We start from the raw sequence: 14,234 nt of genomic DNA on the forward strand, positions 1-14,234 counted from the left end.
TCAGCTCGCGCTCAGCGCCGCCGACGCGCTGTCGGCGGCCGGCGCGGCGACCGCCGGTGCGGCCAGCGTGGTGACCGCGTAGATGGCCCTGGCGAATTCGGTGAGGAAACGGTCCATCACTTCCGCGGGCAGGCCGGCCGGATGCCGGGTGGAGACGTAGAGCCCGGCAGGGCCGCGCACCACCCAGAAGTAGACCTCGTCGGTGGAGTACGACACCGCGCGCAGTGTGCGACCGCGCAGGTCGGCGACCAGTTCGTAGTCCGGCAGCATGCGGATGTCGAGGAACGAGGCGCCGAAGGTGGGGCCCTCGAGCGCGCCCGCCATCGCCAGCGACCGACCCCAGGACGCGTCGTTGCAGACGTGCGCGCGTTTGAGCGCCGACCGGGTGACCTCCAGCGCGGCGCCCATGTCGGCGCCGGGCGGCAGGACGATGTCGACGGGGACGACGTTGACGAACCAGCCCATCGACTCCAGCCAGGTCAGGTCCGGCCGGGTCGCGATCGGCATGATCGTGCGGAACCGGTCGTCGCCGAACACTTCCCGCGACGCGGTGGCCAGCGCGGCGAAGACCGTGACCGAGAGCCGGTGCCGGAGCCGGTCCAGCGCGGCCTCGACCTCCTCGAGCTGCTCGAGGCTGAGCAGGGTGTGCGACAGGCTCGGCTGCGCGTGCTCGCCGTCGAGCTCGGCGACCATACCCTCGGCGAAGCGCGGCATGGGCGAGCCCGGCGTGCCCACGAAGTCGCGCCACACGGCGACCGCGGGGGAGTCGGGGGTGAGTTCCTCGGCGGCGGCGCGTTCGATCGCCGCGAAGTCGGCGGCGCTGCCGAAGGTGGCCGAGTCGCGGATCTCGCCGCCGGTGCGGACCGCGGTGTAGAGGGTGCGCAGTTCGAGGATGAGCACGGCCTGGGAGTAGGCGTCGAGGACCGAGTGATCGGCGCCGACCAGGACGGTGAAATCGTCGGTGTCGTGCGCGACGGTGGCCACGATCAGGTGCGGCCACGCCAGCGGTGACAGCCGCAGTTCCAGTGTGTCGCAGAGGAACTCGTTGATCAGGTCACCATCGGTGAGCTCGGGGACCGCGACGCCGGCGACCCGGACGGTGCCGGGTGCGGTGGTGACGCGGTGGTAGTCGCCGTCGCCGGTCGGGGCCACGGTGGTCCGGAAGCCCTCGTGCCGGTCGTGCCACAGTTCCAGGGTGCGTGCCCACGCCTGCTCGTCGAGCGCGGCGTCCATCTCGAAGATCGTGCCGATCCAGCGGCCGCGACCGGGCCTGGCGTCCTCGGGATCGAGAAAGCCCAGGTACTGGGAGTGGACGCTGGCCAGCGGGCGCTCGTCGTCGAACCAGGAGTCGGCGGGGGCGGCGGGGGTCCACAGCGTCAGTGCGCCGGAGCGGATCTGGAAATCGGAGAGATGGGTGTATTCCATCGGATCACCTCGAGGTGCAGTGCAGAGCCGGAATCGGCGCGAACGGAGAGGATTCGGTGCACGCGGACGCGGCACCTGGGTGTTGCTCTGGATCCCGCACCGGATGTAGCTGGCGAACCCTGGGCTATCCCGAGTCTATTACTCTGAGAGTTTTCTAAAACATGGGTTCTTCACATTTGGCGTATGTGAAGAAGGTCACTTTCATTTGTTGGCGGATCGCCAGCGTAACCCGGTGCCCCTGAAGTAAGGGGCTTTCTGTTCAGAAATCCGTTCGCGCGCTGGTCAGCCGCGCACGGGCAGCGGCTCTTCGGTGGTTTCCCCAGCCTTCACCACCGGCATCCTGGCGTCGACGACGAGGCCGAGCAGTCCCAGCGACAAGCACAGCGCCGACACCGTGACGGCGATCGGGTCGGTCCCGCCTGCCAGTGATCCCGCCAGGACGACCGTCGAGATCGTGCCGGGCGCCGAGCCCACGAGGGTGGCGACCAGATAGGGCGCGACCCGGACCGAGGACAGGCCGCAGCAGTAGTTGACGATCGAGAACGGCGCCATCGGGATCATCCGCAGCGCGGCCACCGCCAGCCAGCCGCGCTGGGCCAGCCGCTCGTCGATCGCGCGCACCGCCGGATGGTGGAGGTGCTCGGCGACCCGGCGACGGCCGACCGCGCGGACGCCGAGCAGCGCGAGCGTCGCGCTGACTCCGGTCGCGCCCAGCGCGAGCGCCGATCCGAGGACGGGGCCGAACAACACCCCGCTGGTGACCGTGAGCACGGTGCGTGGCACCGGCGCGACGGCGACCAGCGCGTAGAAGAGGAAGAACAGCACCGGCAGCAGCGGACCGGCGCCCCCGGCCCACTCCCTGATCTGTTGCGGACCCGGGAGCGGCACGAGCATCGCCACCACGAACAGCGCGGCGAGCCCGGCCAGCGCCGCCAGGACGCGCGGGGAACGGATCAGTCGGAACACCCGGGTAAGCGTACCGGCCGGTAGGGGATGGCCCGGGCGAGCGGACAGGATGTCACAGTTAACATCGAGGTGGAACCGGGCACCTCCCGGTTCGCCGGAGCACCCGCTCATCACGCTGAGCTGGGCGAACGCGTTGGAAGAGAGAACAGCAGCTATGCCGATTGGTTCAGAGTCCGGGGCCGGACTCGCACCGGATCCGGTGCCCGAGTACGCCGCCTGGCGCAAGGGTGTGGCAGGCGTGCTGGCCAAAGCGCGACGAGTCGAGGCTTCCGAACTCCCCGCGGAGCCCGAGCACCTGCTCGACGAGACCACCTATGACGGGCTGACCATCGCCCCGCTCTACACCCGCCGTGACGAGCTGCCCGAGCAGCCGCTGCCCGGCGCCTTCCCGTACGTGCGTGGCGGCACCGCGACCCGTGATCCGCAGCGCGGCTGGTTCGTCAGCGCGTTCGCGGGCACCGCCGACGCCGAGGCCACCAACCGCACCATCCTGAGCGGCCTGGAGAACGGCGTGAGCGCCGTCGCGCTCGGCGCGGGCGCCTACGGTGTCGCGGTCGAGGACATCCCCGTCGCCCTGCGCGGCCTGCTCTTCGAACTGGCGCCGCTGACCCTGGTCGCGGGCAAGGACACCGCCGAGGCCGCGGCACGCGTGTTCGAGGTGCTCGACGGCTACGAGATCGCCGACCGCGCGCAGATCCGTGTCGGTCTCGGCGCCGCACCGCTGACCAGCGCGTTCACCGGCGCGGACGATCTCGACGAGGCCGCCGCCGTCGCCCTGGCGCAGCGGGCGATCGCCCGCCCCGAGACGGTCCGCGCGATCACGGTGGACGGCATCGCCTTCCACAACGCCGGCGCCGCCGACGCGCAGGAAGTGGGCGCCGCGATCGCCGCCGGGCTGGCCTACCTGCGCGTGCTCACCGCCGCGGGCGTCGACATCGCCGACGCCTTCGGTCAGCTCGAGTTCCGCTTCGCGGCCACCGACGACCAGTTCGCCACCATCGTGAAATTCCGTGCCGCGCGGCGCCTCTGGGCCCGGGTCGCCCAGGTGTGCGGCGCGCCCGCCTTCGGTGCCGCTCCGCAGCATGCGGTGACCTCCGCCGCCATGATGACCCAGCGCGATCCGTGGGTGAATCTGCTGCGCACCACGCTGGCCGCCTTCGGCGCCGGTGTGGGCGGCGCCGACTCGGTGACCGTGCTGCCCTTCGACTCCGCGCTGCCCGCGGGCGAACTCGGTGTGTCGCAGTCGTTCTCGGAACGGATGGCGCGCAACATCCAGCTGCTGCTGCTCGAGGAATCGCGCCTTGGCCACGTGCAGGACCCGGCGGCCGGCTCCTGGTACGTCGACGCGCTGACCGACGAACTCGCCGCCAAGGCATGGGAGTTCATGCAGGAGCTCGAGGCGGCGGGCGGCTACCAGGCCGCGCTGTCGGCGGGCCTGCTGGCCGAGCGCATCGCCGCGACGGCGGCCACCCGCGGCGCCGATGTCGCGCACCGCAAGACCGCGGTCACCGGCGTCAACGAATTCCCGAACCTGGCCGAGCCGCCGCTGTCGGAGCAGGCCCGCGCCGAGGCGTCCGCCGTCCGGTACGGCGCCGCGTTCGAGGCGCTGCGCAACCGATCCGATGCCTACCTCGCCGCCCACGGCGCCCGCCCGAAGGCGCTGATCGTGCCGCTGGGCCCGGTCGCCGAACACAACGCGCGCACGATCTTCACCGCGAACGTGCTGGCCTCCGGCGGCATCGAGTCGGTGAACCCCGGCCCGCTCGCCGTCGACGGAATCGCCGCCGCCGCGGCGGAATCCGGAGCGCGCATCGCGGTGCTGTGCGGCGCCGACAAGCGCTACGGCGACGAGGCGGGCGCCGCGGTCGACGCCCTGCGCGGCGCCGGGATCGACACGGTGCTGCTGGCCGGGCCGGAGAAGTCGGTCGAGCGGTACAGCGGCACACAGCGTCCCGACGGGTACCTGACCCTGCGCATCGACGCGGTCGCGGTCCTGTCGCAGCTGCTGGAGAAGGTGGGAGCCTGATGACCACATCCGATATCGAGCACCGCATCGGCAGTTTCGCCGAGGTCCCGCTCACCGAACACGCGCCGGAACCGGCCGCGGTCGACGACGCGCAGGTGAAGGAGTTCGTGGCCGAGGCGGCCGCGGCCAACCACACCACCGCCGACCAGCTCACCTGGGCGACGCCCGAGGGCATCGACGTGCCGCCGGTGTTCACCAAGGCCGACCGCGATGCCGTTGTCGCGCAGGGTTATCCGCTGGACACGGTGCCCGGTGTGGCGCCGTTCCTGCGCGGTCCGTACCCGACCATGTACGTCAACCAGCCGTGGACCATCCGCCAGTACGCGGGTTTCTCCACCGCCGCCGACTCCAACGCCTTCTACCGCCGCAACCTGCAGGCCGGTCAGAAGGGCCTGTCGGTCGCGTTCGACCTGGCGACCCACCGTGGCTACGACTCCGATCACCCGCGCGTGCAGGGTGACGTCGGTATGGCCGGTGTCGCGATCGACTCGATCCTGGACATGCGCCAGCTCTTCGACCAGATCCCCCTGGATCAGGTGTCGGTGTCGATGACCATGAACGGCGCGGTGCTGCCGATCCTGGCGCTCTACGTCGTCGCCGCCGAGGAGCAGGGCGTCACGCCCGAACAGCTGGCCGGAACCATTCAGAACGACATTCTGAAGGAGTTCATGGTCCGCAACACCTACATCTACCCGCCCAAGCCCTCGATGCGGATCATCTCCGACATCTTCGCCTTCACCAGCGCGAAGATGCCGAAGTTCAACTCGATCTCCATCTCCGGCTACCACATCCAGGAGGCGGGCGCGACCGCCGACCTGGAGCTGGCCTACACGCTGGCCGACGGTGTCGAATACATCCGCGCCGGTATCGCGGCGGGCATGGACGTCGACAAGTTCGCGCCGCGCCTGTCGTTCTTCTGGGCCATCGGCATGAACTTCTTCATGGAGGTCGCCAAGCTGCGCGCGGGCCGCCTGCTGTGGAGCGAACTGGTCTCGAAATTCGAGCCCAAGAGCGCGAAATCGCTGTCGCTGCGGACACATTCGCAGACCTCGGGCTGGTCGCTCACCGCGCAGGACGCCTACAACAATGTGGCGCGCACCTGCATCGAGGCGATGGCCGCGACCCAGGGCCACACCCAGTCGCTGCACACCAACGCTCTCGACGAGGCGCTGGCCCTGCCGACGGACTTCTCCGCCCGCATCGCCCGCAACACCCAGTTGCTGATCCAGCAGGAGTCCAACACCACGCGCCCGATCGACCCGTGGGGCGGCTCGTACTACGTCGAATGGCTCACCCACCAGCTCGCCGAGCGCGCCCGCGCGCACATCGCCGAGGTGGAGGCGCACGGCGGCATGGCGCAGGCGATCTCGGAGGGCATCCCGAAGCTGCGCATCGAAGAGGCCGCGGCCCGGACCCAGGCGCGCATCGACACCGGCCAGCAGCCGGTGATCGGCGTCAACAAGTACCAGGTCGAGGAGGACCACGAGGTCGAGGTCCTCAAGGTCGAGAACTCGCGGGTGCGCGCCGAGCAGATCGAGAAGCTGGAACGCCTTCGCGCCGAACGCGATTCGGCCGCCGTCGAGGCCGCGCTGGCCAACCTGACCCGCGCCGCGGCCGCGACCGAGGGCGGCATGGAGAACAACCTGCTGGCCCTGGCCATCGACGCCGCCCGCGCCAAGGCCACCGTCGGTGAGATCTCCGACGCACTGGAGCAGGTGTACGGCCGCCATCAGGCCGAAATCCGTACGCTCTCCGGTGTGTACCGTGACGAAGCAGGCAAGGCCTCCAACATCGGCGCGGCCATCGCGCTCGTCGAGGAGTTCGCCGAGGCCGAGGGCCGTCGTCCCCGCATCCTGGTCGCCAAGATGGGCCAGGACGGCCACGACCGCGGCCAGAAGGTGATCGCCACCGCGTTCGCCGACCTCGGCATGGACGTCGACGTGGGCCCGCTGTTCCAGACCCCCGAAGAGGTGGCGCGCCAGGCGGCCGACAACGACGTGCACATCGTCGGTGTCTCCTCGCTGGCCGCGGGTCACCTCACGCTGGTGCCCGCCTTGCGGCAGGCGCTGGCCGATGTCGGTCGCCCCGACATCATGGTCATCGTCGGCGGCGTGATCCCGCCCGGTGACTTCGACGAGCTGTACGAGGCGGGCGCCGCGGCGATCTTCCCGCCCGGCACCGTCATCGCCGACGCGGCCATCGATCTGCTGAAGAAGCTGGCAGGCTCGCTCGGGCACGAGATCGGCGGCGGCACAGCCGAATGAGCGACGCGGCAGCAGGAGCCGGGGGTGCCGCGGCGCACCCCCGGCTCGGGACCACCGCGGGCGTCGGCGCGCCCCGCAACGCGGGCCGCGCGGTGGCCAGCGCGGTGCGCACCATCGACGTCGACGCGCTCGCGACGGGGATCAGGGCCGGGGAGCGGGCCGCACTGGCCCGCGCCATCACCCTCGTCGAATCGACCCGCGCCGATCACCGGGAACTGGCCCAGCAGCTGCTGTTGCGGCTGGGTCCCGAGCCGGGTGGTGTGGTGTCGAACCGGGTCGGGATCACCGGCGTGCCCGGGGTCGGGAAGTCGACCTTCATCGACGCGCTGGGCATGTACCTGCTGGGCAAGGGGCACCGGGTGGCGGTGCTGGCCGTCGACCCGTCCTCGACCCGCACCGGCGGTTCGATCCTCGGCGACAAGACCCGCATGGCCCGCCTGTCGCTCGAACCCGACGCGTTCATCCGCCCGTCGCCGACCGCGGGCACCCTCGGCGGTGTCGCCAAGGCGACCCGCGAGACGATCGTGCTGCTCGAGGCCGCGGGCTACGACGTGATCCTGGTGGAGACCGTCGGCGTCGGTCAGTCGGAGGTGACCGTCGCCAACATGGTCGACGTGTTCTGTTTCCTCACCCTGGCCCGCACCGGAGATCAGCTGCAGGGCATCAAGAAGGGCGTGCTGGAGCTGGCCGAGCTCGTCGCGGTGAACAAGGCCGACGGCAAGCACGAGATGGAGGCCAAGAGCGCCGCGCGCGAACTGCAGGGCGCGCTGCGGCTGATCCACCCGCACGACGCGCTGTGGCGCCCGCCGGTGCTCACCATGAGCGGTCTCGAGGGGTCGGGTCTCGACAAGTTCTGGGACACTGTCCTCGAGCATCGGCGCGTGCTCACCGACGCGGGAGAGTTCGCCGAGAAGCGGCGCCGTCAGCAGGTCGACTGGACCTGGACCATGGTCCACGACCAGATCCTGCGTCGTCTGGCCGATAATCCCGCGGTGAAATCGGTACGCGCCCAGGTGGAATCGGCCGTCCGCGACGGGACGCTCACGCCGGCGCTCGCCGCCGAGCGGATCCTCGGCGCGTTCGACGCCTGAGCCTGCTCAGCCCGTCGTCCACGCGCGCAGCTTCTCCGGGTTCCGGATCGCCCAGATGCGGGTGATCCGGCCCTCGGCGACGGCGAAGGCGTAGACCGCGACGACCACCCCGTCGAGTTGCGCGACCAGACCCGGCCGGCCGTTGACGGTCCGTTCGAGCAGGGTCGGCACGGGTCCGCGCGCCGCGATCCGCATCCAGGCGTCGGCCACCCGCTCGCCGCCGTGGATCGGGTCGAGGAAGGCCGGTGCGAGGCCGCCGCTGTCGGCCGTGGCGATCACCCGCGGGTCGAGCAGGCCGATCAGCGCCTCGATGTCCTGGGTCTGCCACGCCCGCTTGAACTCCCGGATCAGCTCGGCGCGCTCGTCGCCGGTGGGCGCCCGCGAGGTGTCGATGCGGCGCCGGGCGCTCGAAGCGAGTTGACGACAGGCCGCGGGGGTGCGCCCGACGATGTCGGCGATCTCGCCGAAGGAATAGCGATAGACGTCGTGCAGCACGAACGCCACCCGCTCGGCCGGGGTCATGGAATCGAGCACCACCAGGAACGCCATGCTGATCGATTCGTCGAGGGTGACGCGGTCGGCGGGATCCTCGGCGGCGGGCGCGAGTTCGGACCGGCCGGGGATCGGCTCCGGAATCCATTCGCCCACATAGCGTTCCCGCCGCGCCCTGGCCGAGCCGAGCAGGTCGAGGCAGATCCGTCCGGCGACCGTGGTCAGCCACGCGCCGGGTGTGACCACCTCGCGGCGCTGCCGCTCCGGCAGCGCATACCAGCGGGCAAAGGTCTCCTGGACCACGTCCTCGGCCTCGGCCAGCGAACCCAGCAGCCGATAGGCGAGAGCGAGCAGCTGGCGACGTTCGGCCAGGACCTCGTCCGATGGCGATGCAGTCATGGTCGGCTCCTTCGGTGCGCGCGGGTCACCCTCTTCGACGACACAGCGCCGCGAGTTGTGAGGCGGCCTGACATTCCGCGGTGCTGCGTCGTCGGACGGTCATGACACTCAGAATCGGCATCATCCTCGGCAGTACCCGGCCTCACCGTAACGGCCCGCAGGTCGCGCGGTGGGTGCTGGACTCGGCATCGCGACGCGGCGACGCCGAGTTCGAGCTCATCGACCTGCACGATCATCCACTCCCACACCTGGACGAGCCAGTCGCCCCGATGCACGGGCCGTCCCGCCACGCGCACACCCGCGCCTGGGCCGCGCGGATCGCGCCGTTCGACGGGTACGTGATCGTGACGCCGGAGTACAACGGCGGCATGCCCGGCGTGCTGAAGAACGCGATCGACCACGTCTTCGCGGAATGGGCCGACAAGGCGATCGGCTTCGTCTCCTACGGCGCGGGCGGCGGCGGTCGCGCGGTCACGCAGCTGCGCACTGTCTGCGGCACGCTCGGCATGGCCGATGTGAGCCGCGCGGTGGAGATCTCGGTGCTCACCGACTTCGAGAACTACACCGCCTTCACCCCGCGCGAGCATCATGCGGCCGCGTTGACGATGCTGCTGGACCAGCTGATCGCGTGGAGCGGGGCGCTGGCGCCGCTGCGCTCGGCCACCGAAACCACCGAAGGAGCCGACCATGGCCACGTCGCCGTCGCCCGCTGACCACGCCGCCGACCCGGGGCCGCGCGAGGTCGTCAGCCGCATCGTCGAAGGACTGCGCGCCAAAGAGCTCGCGGCGCTGCGCGAGCTCTACGCGCCCGATGTGGTGTCCTTCGACGTGGAACCGCCCCTGCAGCACGTGGGCGTCGCGGCCAAGCTCGGGAACTGGGCGCGGGTGTTCCAGGTCTTCGAGACCGTGGACTACGAGGTGCGCGACCTGCGGTTCGCCGTCGGCGAGGACGTGGCGTTCGGGCACGGCTTCGGCCGGCTCAGCGGCACCACGGCCGGTGGCGCCGCGGTCGCGGGCATGTGGGTCAGGGCCACGATCGGGGTGCGCAGGATCGACGGGGCCTGGTTGATCGCGCACGACCAGGTCTCGGTGCCGCTCGACATCGGGAGCGGGAAGGGCGTGGTGGATCTCGTGCCGTGACGGTCGAGAGTCGGGCAGGGATCGACCTGCCCGCCTCCGCGGGTTGCGCGAAGGGGGCACGTCGTGAATACTTAGGCATGTGCCTAAGTATTCGAACTCCGAACCGGACGGTGGACTCGACAGCGTCTTCCGTGCCCTGGCGGACCCGACCCGGCGAGCGATCGTCGAGCGGCTCGCCAGGGGACCGGCCTCGGTCTCGGATCTCGCGGCGCCGTTCGACGTCGCCCTGCCGACGATCGTGCAGCACCTGAAGGCCTTGGAAGCCGGACGGATCGTCGACTCGGCCAAGATCGGCCGAGTGCGGACCTACCAGCTGGCGCCGGGGGCCTTCGGGCCCGCCATCGACTGGCTGCGGCACCAGCGGCCCCCGGCCGAACGTCAGCTGGACCGGCTCACCGCACTACTCGTGGAATCAGCGAAGAACACAGAGGGAGAACAACAATGACCGACACCGTGACCCGCAGCGTCAAGCACGCACAGTTCACCATCGAGCGCGAGGTGCCGGTGGCACCGGCCGTCGCCTTCCAGGCGTTCGCCGATCCCGCGATCAAGAGCGCGTGGTTCGGCGGCGAGGAGGGTTGGGAACAGGGCGAGGTCTCCATGGACTTCCGCGTCGGTGGCGTCGAGATCAACGAGGGCACCTTCCAGGGTGAGATGACCTCCCGATTCGTCGCCACCTACACCGACATCGTCGACAACGAACGCCTCGTCTACACCTACGACATGTGGCTGAACGGCGCCCACATCTCCACCTCGGTCGCCACCTGGGAGTTCGCGCCGACCGCCACCGGCACCAAGCTCACCCTCGTCGAATTCGGCGCCCACCTCGACGGGTACGACACCGGCGCCCAGCGCGAGGAGGGCACCAGGGAACTGGTGGAGAACCTCGTGCGCTACCTCACCGGCCGCTCCTGACCGATCCGCGCGACGCCGTGCGTGATCGGGCCCGCCGTGCTCAGCCGTGGTGCATGCCGCCCATGTCCACGGCCCGTGGTGTCGGCGTCATGCCCGGCGCGAGGACCAGGAACTGGCCCATCATGCCCTGATCCTCGTGGTGGAGCAGGTGGCAGTGATACATGTACGGGTACGTCGGATCGGTGTGGTCGGCGAAGTGCATGGCCAGGGTGTAGGTGACCCCGGGCGCGGTGTACACGGTGTCCTTCCAGCCAGACAGCGCCGGGGGCGGCGGGTTCCCGTCGACGGCCAGGATCTGGAACTGCACGTCGTGGACGTGGAAGTTGTGTGGCCAGTTGTCCTCGTTGCGCACCGCCCACACCTCGGTGGTGTCGACCGGGATGGTCATGTCGACGCGGTTCATGTCCATCCGCTGGTTGTTGATCATGAACCACTTCAGCTCGAAGGTCCGCGACGGGGCAGTGGTGGCGGGGGCCAGCGGGCGGATCGGGACGAGTGCGGCGGGCAGCGCCGCGGACGGGTCCAGCGTGTCGGCGGCGCGCAGCGACAGGACGTCGAAGGTGTCGTCGAAACCGAACTCGGCGGCGCGGTCGATCCCGGCACGCTCCGCGATCGGCCGGGACCGCAGGACGGTCCGCTCACCCGGTCGCAGCGTGACCACGATCTCGGCGCGCTCACCCGGGCTGAGCGGGATCCGGTCGAGGACAACGGGTTCGGGAAGCAGACCACCGTCGGTGGCGATGAGCTGGAAGCGGCGACCGTCGGCGAAACCCAGGTTGTAGAGGCGGCCGGAGGAGCCGTTGAGCAGGCGGAATCTGACCCGCTCGGTGGTGGCTGTGAAATGCGCGTCGGCGATGCCGTTGGTGATCAGGGTGTCGCCGAGCAGACCCACCTCGGTGGGATCGGATTCGTCGAGGCCGCCGTCGGCGGAGAACCGCCGGTCCTGGATCACCAGCGGAATGTCGTCGACCCCGTAGCTCTTCGGGAGGTCGAGCGCGTCCCCGGCGTCGTCGTCGACCAGGAAGAACCCCGAGAGTCCGCGCTGTACATGCTTTTCCGTGGCGCCGTGCGGATGTGGGTGGTACCACAGCGTGGCGGCCTGCTGGTTCACCGTCCAGCGCGGCTGCCAGCGCGCACCGGGCGCGATCGTCTGGTGCGGTCCGCCGTCGCAGGCCGCCGGGACGTGCATGCCGTGCCAGTGCACCGATGTCGCCTCGGGGAGATCGTTGACCACGGTGACTTCGACAGCCTCCCCGCGCCGGGCACGCAGCGTCGGGCCGAGGACGGACCCGTTGTAGCCCCAGGTCGCGGTCGTGGTGCCGGGCAGCATCTCGGTGGTTCCCGCCTGGGCGCGCAGAGCGAACCGGCGTACGCCGTCGGCGCCGACGGTCGAGGGTGCCTGCGGGGGGATCGGCAGGGCGCGGGGAGCGGCGCCGGCCGCCTGCGGCGTCGTTCCGGCAGCGCAGCCGGCCGCGTAGACGACCGGGGTGAGGGCGAGGCCGGTGAGGAATCCTCGTCGCGAGACCACGTGTGCTCCTTGTCTGTGGGGAACCTCCAGCTTCGGGCGGGCGCGACACGGTGAACTCCGCCCCGCGGACGGAGTGGGGCGGCGGATTCCGCCCGCGCGGCTGTTGCGGACGCGCCGATCGCGTGCTAGCCGCCCGCCGTCGCCTACCGTGGGTCCGTGATCGACGTGCGCGCCCACCGCGACCCGCGGCCGCTGCTGCGGTGGCTGCCGCTGGCGCTGATCCCGGTGTTGCTGCTCGCCAGCACGTATCCGGGGCAGTACCGGGTGCCCGCGCACTACTGGGCGCTCGCCCTCACCGCGGGCGTCGTGTTCCTCGCCGGTGCGCGGTGGCCGCTGGCGGTCTCGATCGCGTTGTCGGTCCTCGCCGTGCCGATGCTGCGGACCCCGGCGTGGGGTGTGTCGGGACTCGTGCCCGCGCTCGGCGCGGTGGCCCTGGTCGATGTGGTGGCGCGCACACATCGCCGGCTGGTCGTCGGGGTGGCCACGGCCTGCTGGGCCGCGGCGATCGTGCTCGGCCGGGTCGGACTGCACGACACCTCGATCGGCCGCGCGTCCACCGTGGTCGAGGCCGCGGCCTATGTGGGGCTGCCGCTGCTGCTCGGGTTGTACCTGCGCGGTCAGCGCGATCTCGCCGAGAACCTGCGGCTGCGCGCCGCCGACGCCGAGGCGCGGATCCGCGTCGACGAACGCGCCGCGATGGCGCGGGAACTGCACGACGTGGTCGCCCATCACATGGCCTCGATCATCCTGCGTGTGTCGGTGGCGGGCCGGGTGCTGCGCGCGGCCGATCCGCGCGTGGTCGCCGTCCTCGACGACGTGCGCGACACCGCCGCCGACGCCCTCGCCGACATCCGGCGGTTCCTGGCGGCCCTGCGTGACCCGGCGCTCGGGACGGTCTCGCTGGTCGAAGCCGACACGCTCGGCACCGAGATCGACGCGGCGGTGAGCCGGGCCGGAGCCGCCGGGTTCACGGTCGAGACCGATCTCGACGTTCCGGTCGGCGGACTCGACGCGATGAGCAGGCTCACCCTGCTGCGGCTGGTCCAGGAGTCGCTGACCAATGTCATGAAACACGCGCAACGAGGTGTGCCCGTGCGGGTCCGGATCGGCGGTGGCGCGGCCGGCGGCACCGACGTCGAGATCGTCAGTGGCGCCACCGGTTCGGCGTCGGCCCAGGGGCACGGCATCGTGGGGATGCGAGAACGGGTGGCCCTCGCCGGCGGCACCCTCGACATCGGCGCCGAGGGCGGGCGATGGGTGGTGCGGGCCTGGTTGCCCGGCACCGAGCGCGGAGCGGGCCCGCGATGATCACGGTGCTGCTGGTGGACGACCAGCGCCTGGTCCGGGCGGGACTGCGGATGCTCATCGAGGACACCACCGACCTCGCGGTGATCGGCGAGGCCGCCGACGGCGCCGAGGCGGTCCGGCAGTTCGCCGAACTCGCCCCCGACCTCGTCGTCATGGACCTGCGCATGCCCGGCCTCGACGGCGTCGCGGCGACCCGGCGGATCACGGCCACGGCCCCGCGTGCGAAAGTGCTCGTGCTGACCACCTTCGACGACGACGATCATCTGTTCCCCGCCCTCGCGGCGGGGGCCGCGGGGTACTTCGTCAAGGACACCGATCCCGAGATCCTGCTCGACGCCATCCGGCGGACCGTCGAGGGCGACCTGCTCTTCTCCCCGGCACTGCTGCGCCGCCTGGTCGATCGCGCGCTGGCGGCACATGCCGCGCCGAGCCCGGCGCCCGCTCCGGAGCTGACCCCGCGGGAGCTCGACGTTCTGCGCCTGGTCGGTGCCGGGTACGGCAACCAGGAGATCGCCGAACGCCTCCATCTCGGCGTGAGCACCGTCAAGAGTCACATCGCGAGCCTGCTCGAGAAGACCGGCACCGACAATCGCGTGCGGCTGGCCGTGTACGCGGTCAGGCGGCTCGACCCGTGATATCTCAATGGTGAGATATATCATGATTGAGTAAATCAATGTTGA

At 70.8% G+C, this 14,234-nt stretch carries 13 protein-coding genes; 9 read left to right on the forward strand and 4 right to left on the reverse strand.

Annotation, left to right across the window (positions count from 1 at the left end):
* Together AB0H56_RS21075 and AB0H56_RS21080 are read right to left on the reverse strand one after the other, a co-directional pair.
* The gene (locus tag AB0H56_RS21075) at window positions 1-1,425 is read right to left on the reverse strand and encodes a condensation domain-containing protein (RefSeq protein ID WP_357165737.1); all 1,425 of its coding nucleotides are present in this window, start codon (window positions 1,423-1,425) and stop codon (window positions 1-3) included.
* A gap of 282 nt (window positions 1,426-1,707) precedes the next feature.
* A complete protein-coding gene (locus AB0H56_RS21080) occupies window positions 1,708-2,391 on the reverse strand; it encodes a TVP38/TMEM64 family protein (protein WP_357165739.1) in 684 nt (227 codons plus the stop codon).
* A gap of 154 nt (window positions 2,392-2,545) precedes the next feature.
* Between AB0H56_RS21080 and AB0H56_RS21085 the strand changes: the two genes are divergently transcribed.
* The 3 genes from AB0H56_RS21085 to meaB are packed head-to-tail and all read left to right on the forward strand — an operon-like array spanning window position 2,546 to window position 7,772.
* Window positions 2,546-4,417 (forward strand): methylmalonyl-CoA mutase family protein, encoded by a 1,872-nt coding sequence (locus AB0H56_RS21085; protein ID WP_357165742.1) that lies wholly within the window; start codon window positions 2,546-2,548, stop codon window positions 4,415-4,417.
* On the forward strand, window positions 4,417-6,681 hold the full coding sequence (scpA, locus tag AB0H56_RS21090; RefSeq protein ID WP_357165745.1) for a methylmalonyl-CoA mutase: 2,265 nt from the start codon (window positions 4,417-4,419) through the stop codon (window positions 6,679-6,681). The genes AB0H56_RS21085 and scpA overlap by 1 nt, the downstream gene beginning before the upstream one ends.
* On the forward strand, window positions 6,678-7,772 hold the full coding sequence (gene meaB / locus AB0H56_RS21095; RefSeq protein WP_357165748.1) for a methylmalonyl Co-A mutase-associated GTPase MeaB: 1,095 nt from the start codon (window positions 6,678-6,680) through the stop codon (window positions 7,770-7,772). Before scpA ends, meaB begins: the two co-directional genes overlap by 4 nt.
* 6 nt (window positions 7,773-7,778) lie before the next feature.
* Here meaB and sigJ read toward each other — a convergent pair whose 3' ends face one another.
* The gene (gene sigJ / locus AB0H56_RS21100) at window positions 7,779-8,663 is read right to left on the reverse strand and encodes an RNA polymerase sigma factor SigJ (protein ID WP_357165751.1); all 885 of its coding nucleotides are present in this window, start codon (window positions 8,661-8,663) and stop codon (window positions 7,779-7,781) included.
* 101 nt (window positions 8,664-8,764) lie between these two features.
* Between sigJ and AB0H56_RS21105 the strand changes: the two genes are divergently transcribed.
* The 4 genes from AB0H56_RS21105 to AB0H56_RS21120 all read left to right on the forward strand — a co-directional run bounded on the left by AB0H56_RS21105 (window position 8,765) and on the right by AB0H56_RS21120 (window position 10,718).
* Window positions 8,765-9,376, forward strand: a complete 612-nt coding sequence (locus AB0H56_RS21105; protein WP_357165753.1) for an NAD(P)H-dependent oxidoreductase — start codon at window positions 8,765-8,767, stop codon at window positions 9,374-9,376.
* Window positions 9,351-9,803, forward strand: a complete 453-nt coding sequence (locus AB0H56_RS21110) for a nuclear transport factor 2 family protein (RefSeq protein ID WP_357165756.1) — start codon at window positions 9,351-9,353, stop codon at window positions 9,801-9,803. Before AB0H56_RS21105 ends, AB0H56_RS21110 begins: the two co-directional genes overlap by 26 nt.
* Before the next feature lie 79 nt (window positions 9,804-9,882).
* Entirely contained in the window at window positions 9,883-10,248 is a 366-nt protein-coding gene (locus AB0H56_RS21115) for a metalloregulator ArsR/SmtB family transcription factor (protein ID WP_357165759.1), read from the forward strand.
* On the forward strand, window positions 10,245-10,718 hold the full coding sequence (locus AB0H56_RS21120; RefSeq protein WP_357165762.1) for an SRPBCC domain-containing protein: 474 nt from the start codon (window positions 10,245-10,247) through the stop codon (window positions 10,716-10,718). Before AB0H56_RS21115 ends, AB0H56_RS21120 begins: the two co-directional genes overlap by 4 nt.
* 40 nt (window positions 10,719-10,758) lie before the next feature.
* Here AB0H56_RS21120 and AB0H56_RS21125 read toward each other — a convergent pair whose 3' ends face one another.
* Complete coding sequence (locus AB0H56_RS21125) at window positions 10,759-12,246, reverse strand: multicopper oxidase domain-containing protein (RefSeq protein ID WP_357165765.1); 1,488 nt, start codon at window positions 12,244-12,246, stop codon at window positions 10,759-10,761.
* A gap of 156 nt (window positions 12,247-12,402) precedes the next feature.
* Between AB0H56_RS21125 and AB0H56_RS21130 the strand changes: the two genes are divergently transcribed.
* Window positions 12,403-13,554: a histidine kinase gene (locus AB0H56_RS21130; RefSeq protein WP_357165768.1), complete on the forward strand. Its 1,152-nt coding sequence runs from the start codon at window positions 12,403-12,405 to the stop codon at window positions 13,552-13,554.
* Entirely contained in the window at window positions 13,551-14,189 is a 639-nt protein-coding gene (locus tag AB0H56_RS21135) for a response regulator transcription factor (protein ID WP_357165771.1), read from the forward strand. Before AB0H56_RS21130 ends, AB0H56_RS21135 begins: the two co-directional genes overlap by 4 nt.
* Window positions 14,190-14,234: the final 45 nt, after the last annotated feature.

The organism is Nocardia sp. NPDC050717 (assembly GCF_040654275.1).
Taxonomy (GTDB): Bacteria; Actinomycetota; Actinomycetes; order Mycobacteriales; family Mycobacteriaceae; genus Nocardia.